The 6357-nt window shown below is 70.4% G+C and carries 6 protein-coding genes; 1 reads left to right on the forward strand and 5 read right to left on the reverse strand.

Annotated features, from left to right (window positions below; all coding sequences use genetic code 11):
• The 5 genes from D7V93_RS35325 to D7V93_RS35345 all read right to left on the reverse strand — a co-directional run.
• Positions 1-982, reverse strand: a 982-nt coding sequence (locus tag D7V93_RS35325; protein ID WP_208723260.1) for an ABC transporter permease, incomplete at its 3' end; no start/stop codon positions are given.
• Positions 983-998: 16 nt separating this feature from the next.
• Entirely contained in the window at positions 999-1739 is a 741-nt protein-coding gene (locus D7V93_RS35330; RefSeq protein WP_120647549.1) for an ABC transporter ATP-binding protein, read from the reverse strand.
• Positions 1736-2992: an efflux RND transporter periplasmic adaptor subunit gene (locus D7V93_RS35335; protein WP_244237695.1), complete on the reverse strand. Its 1257-nt coding sequence runs from the start codon at positions 2990-2992 to the stop codon at positions 1736-1738. The genes D7V93_RS35330 and D7V93_RS35335 overlap by 4 nt, the downstream gene beginning before the upstream one ends.
• Positions 2993-3136: 144 nt before the next feature.
• A complete protein-coding gene (locus D7V93_RS35340; RefSeq protein ID WP_120647550.1) occupies positions 3137-4810 on the reverse strand; it encodes a hypothetical protein in 1674 nt (557 codons plus the stop codon).
• 30 nt (positions 4811-4840) lie between these two features.
• Positions 4841-5701, reverse strand: a complete 861-nt coding sequence (locus D7V93_RS35345) for a hypothetical protein (protein WP_120647551.1) — start codon at positions 5699-5701, stop codon at positions 4841-4843.
• Positions 5702-5902: 201 nt separating this feature from the next.
• On the opposite strand from D7V93_RS35345, the gene D7V93_RS35350 reads away from it, so the two are divergent.
• Positions 5903-6357: polysaccharide deacetylase family protein (locus tag D7V93_RS35350; protein WP_147451506.1), on the forward strand; the 455-nt coding region annotated here is incomplete at its 3' end.

Raw genomic sequence — 6357 nt, forward strand, 5'->3', positions numbered from 1 at the left:
CGGTGAGGAACTGCGCGACCAGCCGCCCGCGCCCCGCGCCCAGCGCCGCGCGGATGGACACCTCGCGGCCCCGCGCCACCGCCCGCGCGAGCAGCAGGTTGGCCACGCTGGAGCACGCCACCAGCAGCACGAAGCCCACCGCGCCCCAGAGGAGCCACAGCGTCTTGCGCACGCCGCCCACCATCTTGTCCTCCAGCGACGTGACGCTCATGGACCAGCCGGCTTCCTTGTAGCTCCGCACCAGCTCCGGCGGGCGCTCGGCGCCCATGCGCACCAGGTCCGCTCGCGCCGCGTCCAGCGTCACGCCGGGCTTGAGCCGCGCCAGCACCGCGAGGTTGCGGTTGCCCCGGCGGGCCTCCTCCTTCTGGTCCGGAGCGGGCGCGAAGGGCAGGTACAGCTCCGTGTCCTCCGGGTAGGCCACGCCCGGCGGCAGCACCCCCACCACCGTGTGCGCCACCCCGTCGAGCCGCAGCGTGCGGCCCAGCACCTCCGGATCCTTCGCGAAAGCCGACCGCCAGACGGTGTCCGTGAGGATGACGACCTTGTCCCGCCCCGGCGTCTCCTCCTCCTCGGTGAAGCCCCGGCCCAGCACCGGGCTGACGCCCAGCGTGGGCAGGAAGGAGGCGGTGCCCGTGATGGCGTGGAAGCGCCGGGGGGACTCCTGGCCGGTGAGCGTCACGTCGCCCCGGTGGAAGGCCGCGAGCGAGGAGAAGGCCCGCGTGTGCGTGACGTAGTCGCGGTACTCCGGCACGGAGCTGGACACCGCCGTCAGCCCGAAGGCCGCGAAGTCGGGCGCCAGGTGCACCAGCTGCTCCGGGCGCGGATAGGGCGGCGGCGTCAGGAGCACGCCCTTCACCACGCTGAACAGGGCGCTGTTGGCGCCGATGCCCAACGCCAGCGTCAGCACCGCCACCACGGTGAAGCCGGGAGCGTTGCGCAGGGTGCGCAGCGCATGGCGCAGGTCATTGAGCACGCGGTCCATGGGCATCCCCTTCTTTTCAGCGAAGCTGTTCGTCCTGCACGACGCGGCCGTCGAAGAGGCTCACCGTGCGCGTGGCGATGCGCGCCTGCGCCGGGTCATGCGTCACCATGCACAGCGTGGAGCCCGCCTTGTGCAGGTCGGACAACAGCTGCATCACCGCCTCGCCGTTCTTCGAGTCCAGGTTGCCCGTGGGCTCGTCCGCCAGGAGGATGAGGGGGTCTCCAGCCACGGCGCGCGCCACGGCGACGCGCTGCTGCTGACCGCCGGAGAGCTGCCCGGGCAGGTGCCGCGCCCGGTGCGCCATGCCCACGCGCTCCAGGGCCCGCTCCACGCGCTGCTTGCGGTCCGCGGCGGGCAGGCCCCGGTAGGTGAGCGGCAGCTCCACGTTCTCGAAGACGGTGAGGTCGCCGATGAGGTTGAAGCTCTGGAAGATGAAGCCGATGTGCTGGTTGCGCACCTTGGCCCGGTCCGCGGGCGACAGCTCCAGCACGCTGCGGCCATCCAGCAGGTAGCTGCCGCGCGTGGCGGTGTCGAGCAGCCCCAGCACGGCGAGCAGCGTGGACTTGCCGGAGCCCGAGGGGCCCACGATGGCCACCCACTCGTTCTGCCGGATGGTGAGGTGGATGTTGGACAGCGCGTGCGTCTCCACCTCCTCCGTCTCGAACACCTTGGTGAGCCCATCGAGTTGGAGCAGCGCCTTGCCCGGCACCGCGCCCGGCACCCGGGCCTCGCTGTCGTTCGTCGTCGTCGTCATCATCGCAGCCTCACGCGTTCGACCGCATCCCACGCGGTCATGTCCGACAGCACCACCTGGTCACCCTCGGCCAGCCCCTGCACCACCTCCACGGCGTTCACCGAGCCGCGCCCCAGCTTCACCGGGATGCGCACCGCCTCGTCGCCTTCGGGCAGCAGCCGGAAGAGGGCCAGCGTGCTGTCCGGCTGCGCCCCCGCGGGGCGGCCCACCGACAGCACGTTGTCCAGCCGTTCAATCTCCACCGTGCCCTCCACGGTGAGGTCCGGCCGGGCGCCCTTCGGCAGCACGTCCGGCAGGGCAATCTCCACCTGCACGGTGCCCTGGCTGGCCGCGGGGGCCACGCGGGCCACGGTGCCTTCGACGACGCCGTTGCGCGTGTCCACCAGGGCCTTCAGGCCCGGCAGGATGTCGCGCGCCTGGGTCTCCGCGATCCGCAGCTCCGCCTTCAGCTTCTCCGGCTTCACGACCTTGGCCAGCAGCACGCCGGGCGTCACCCACTGGCCCAGCTCCAGGGGCAGCTCCTGGAGCACGCCGTTCTCGCCCGCGAGCACCTTCATGGACTCCACCTGCTGGCGGCGGAAGCGCGCCACGGCCTTGAGGCGCTCAACCTGCTCCTGCTGGGAGGCCAGGCGCTGACGCAGGCTCTGGGACATGACGTCCAGGCGCTGACGCTCCAACTCCAGACGCTGGCGGGACTCCTCCGCCTTCTCGTTGACCTGCTTGGTTTCCAGGTCGCCGACGAAGGACTTCTCGAACAGCGCGGTGTTGGCCTGGGCGCGGCGGGCGGTGTCGGCGACCTCGGCGGTGAGGGCGGCGACGGCGGCCTGCTGGGACAGCCGCTGCGTCTGGAGCACCTCGCGCAGCTCCAGGAACTCACCCTCGGCGCTCGCGAGCTGGCGTTCGGCCTCCAGCGCCTGGAGCTGCACGTCCGGGTTGGACAGCTCCATGAGCAGCGTGCCCGCGATGACGGTGGCGCCGGGCCGCACGTGGATGCGCTCCACGCGGCCGGCGGTGTCGGCGGTGAGCCAGCGGATGGACTCGGGGACGAGCGTGCCGGAGCCCTTCACCTGGCGCACCAGCGGGCCGCGCTTCACCGTGTCCAGCCACACCGAGGCCCGGTCCACCGTGGGCGCGGCGGGGCGCAGCCGGGACAGGCCCACCGTGATGGCCACGAGCACGACCAGGCCCAGGGCGGCCAGGAGATAGGGTTTGCGGCGAGGAGCGCGTGCCTTCGGGATGTCCACGGCCAGGGACATAGCGAACCGCGTGCCAGGGCGTGGTGTCAGGGCAAGTGCCCGGAAACAGGGGGCCCGGGCGCCGGGGCCCGGGCGCGCTGACCGCTTGCGCGAAAGGCGCGTCCCAGGAACGGACACCGCGGACGCGCGCCGCGGGCGGGCGCCCTACGTCGGGGGCACGGGCGCCCCGTCCTCCAGGAGCCGATCCATGGCCTGATCTCCGAAGCGCCAGTAGCGCAGCGTCCAGTAGAACATCGCCCACGAGCTCATGGCCGCCGAGGGCCACGACGAGAGGAACTCCATGGCCGCCAGCATCGCCTTGCCCTTCCACTCCTCGCTCGTGTTGGTCCCGTAGGCCAGCCCCTCGTGCAGGATGTACTGCCAGCGCCCGGCCTCCAGCCCCTTGTCGGCGCGGACGCAGTAGGCGAACGCGTGGGGTGACTCCAGTTCGACGCGCAGGTGTTGATGGACGGGGATGTGCGGCGCCCCCGAGACGGCATAGGGCCCCGTCTCGTCCCACCCCCACAGCCAGGGCTCGTCCGCCGGGCACCAGCGCCAGTGCATGTGAAGACAGTCATGGATGCAGAAGGGCGCCATGATGATGTCATCCAGCTTCAGCCCCTTCTTGCCCGCGACGGCCCTGCGGATGCTCTTCGGTGCGCGCATGGCCGGGGCCACGTGGATGTTGTCGAAGTAGCCCTGGCGCGGCTTGAGGTCCTGTTGATGCGCCACGTACTTCCTCATCGAGGGGTTCCAGGTGTGCGCCAGGAACCCGGGCCCCCCCGGGATGTCGGGCGAGGCCATCAGGAAGGCCGTGCCCGTGGGGAGGTTCGTCTTCACGCGCGAGAAGACGGAGGACCAGAACGGGGGGTGCACCGTGTTGGCGATCTTGTCCCAGGCCAGCGCGGACGAGTTCGAGTCCGTCCACATGCCCGTGGACATCTCGTGCAGCATCTCGTCCTGATCATCCGGATCGCCAGACCGGGGGCCGCCCATCGCGTGAGGCGCGTGGGGGTCATGCGGCGCGTGGGGGTCATGCGGCGCATGGGGGTCATGCGGCGCCGGGGGCACTCCGCCCCCGTGATGCGCCATGGTGGACATGGGCGGACGGCGGATGCTGACCTTCGCGGCCATCCGCTCCAGGGGCCGGTTGCTCATGAGCATCAGGTGCGGCCGGAACCGGGCGGTGCGCGCCAACGAATGCGGGACGTAGTCGTTGCGCTCCTTGCAGCAGACGAACTCCGCGCACACAAGCACGCGCAGCGGCGCGAGTTGCAGCGTCCCCGTCTCCGTGGGCTTCACCTTCATGACGGGCGGCTTGGGCGCGGCGGGTGCACCCGGCGCCGGCATGAAGTCCGCCCGGTCCAGGACCTCGCGCGGGATGGGCTCCAGCGTGACGGCTCCGCCGGGGCCGCGCAGGTTCACCTGGAACCCGAACACGAGCAGCATGCCCCGGTCGATGTCCGCGGGGATCCAGTGCCGGGACTTCTTCGCGGCGATGGAGCCGCTGGAGGCCTCGTACTTGCGCAGGAGGAACTCCTTGGAGAGCTCCAGCGTCAGCGCCGTGCCGCGATGGACCAGCTCGATGGGATGCCAGACGAGCTCGTCCAGGACGGTGACGACCTGCTCGGAATACCAGGGCGTGTCGAGCTGGTGATAGGTGAGGTGCTTCACCTGTCCGGCGTTGCCGGGGTCATGGGTCCAGGCCCAGCGCGCTCCGGCGCTCGGGGTGGCGGAGGCTTCGGCGTGGACCTTGTCGCCGCCAAAGTCCTTCCACGGCGCTCCGGGTGCCGCGGTCAGCAGCATCGTGTCCTTCAACAGCGCGTCGAGATTCGGCATGGGTCGGAGGGTGTCTCGCGAGGAGGAGGTTCAGGGCTGGTCCGGCATGGCTTCAATGGTCCAACCCGCGGGCCGCGACAGGCAGAGGGGCGCGGCGTCCTCCAGGACCTCCAGCAGCGTGTAGACGTCCTTGCCGGAGCGGGGGATGAAGATTTCTCCCGCATCGTCGGCGACGAACTCGCGCGCCACGCCATCCGGGCATTGCACGCGCACGCGGCAGTGGGGGATGGGGTTCTGATCCACCGTGTCGTCCACGATGCGGAAGGCGGGAAGCCCGGGCGTGAGCCGGAAGGAGCCGGAGATGCGGGGGGGCTCACAGGCGGTGACGGCAAGGCAGAAGGGGGTGTTCAGCAGGACGAAGGGCGGCTTGTCCTGGAGGCGCACCTCGCCCGGCTTCGCCGGGAAGGGCTGCTGGATGAGGAAGCTGATGTGGCCCTCCTCCGTGTCACGCGCCTCCTGGTTGAACCCCGCGCCGCTGCGCTCCCATGAGTGGGTCGCCAGCTTGATTTCAAATGCGTTGTCGTCCTGGGTCTGGAAGTTGGCCTGGTGTTTGTCGTCTGGATAGATTTCCAGGATGACGGGGCCCGGTGTCGTGCTCCCGGCGAAGTCCTTCCGCGTGCCCGTCTCAAAGGCGCTCTCCCCACTCCCCGACGACATCCCCGACAGCGACCAACCCGCGACCCGGAGGCTCACCTTCGGATTGGAGAAGTAGGGACGCAGGCTGTCCCTCATGCGTTGGAGTCGGAACGTGCCCGCGACGACGTAGTCGGTGCTGTGCGACGTGACGAGGGCATCCGCACCTCCTCCGGCCTCCTTCTTCCGGAAGGCATGCGAGACGGTCAGGCGCAGGCGGCAGAACACATAGGGGACGTCGAACCAGGGGCTGGGCATGGGCGACAGGACTCGTGAGCGTGCGCGGAGACGTGAAAGGTATCACGCGGCCCGTGGCTCACGCCGACACGGGGCGCCGCGGACGGTCCGCTGCCGGTGAATAACGACAGCGTCGGGTCGTCTGGTTGCTCGCTCTATTTCCCACACGATTTCTTCGAGGACCTCCTCATGCGCCCCAGTGCTCTCCGGGTGCGTGCCAGCATGCTTCTGGCCGCGACCCTTCTGCCCCTGTCGTCCCTCGCTGATCCACTGCACCTGAAGCTCACGCAGGTGAGCAGCGAGGTGGACGCAGAAGGGCTGAGCGCCCCCACGGTGGAGGCGCGGACCCGGTATGGCCTGGACGAGGCGCTGCGGCAGGCGGGCTCCACCGAGGTGGTGGTGGATCCGGAGGCGGAAGGGGCGGCGGACCTGACGGTCACCGCGAAGGTGACGCGCGCGGGGAAGAAGTACCGGCTGACCTACCAGTTGCAGACGACCGAGAAGCCGGCGCGAACCAAGACGCTCTCGTATGAGTTCGCCAATCCCAACCTGAGCGACAAGGGCTCGGTGGCGATGGCGCAGGCACTGCTCGCGGAGGCCGGGAAGCTGGAGGTCGTCCCGCGCCAGGAGGTGCCGGTGGCCACGGGAGAGGGCGGAGGAGCGACAGGGGTCGGGGG

It is taken from the genome of Corallococcus llansteffanensis, from assembly GCF_003612055.1.
In the GTDB taxonomy this organism is placed as follows: domain Bacteria; phylum Myxococcota; class Myxococcia; order Myxococcales; family Myxococcaceae; genus Corallococcus; species Corallococcus llansteffanensis.

Coding starts and splice junctions, on each gene's coding strand:
- D7V93_RS35330 (WP_120647549.1), bottom strand. CDS start 1,739: ATGATGACGACGACGACGAACGACAGCGAGGCCCGGGTGCCGGGCGCG.
- D7V93_RS35335 (WP_244237695.1), bottom strand. CDS start 2,992: ATGTCCCTGGCCGTGGACATCCCGAAGGCACGCGCTCCTCGCCGCAAA.
- D7V93_RS35340 (WP_120647550.1), bottom strand. CDS start 4,810: ATGCCGAATCTCGACGCGCTGTTGAAGGACACGATGCTGCTGACCGCG.
- D7V93_RS35345 (WP_120647551.1), bottom strand. CDS start 5,701: ATGCCCAGCCCCTGGTTCGACGTCCCCTATGTGTTCTGCCGCCTGCGC.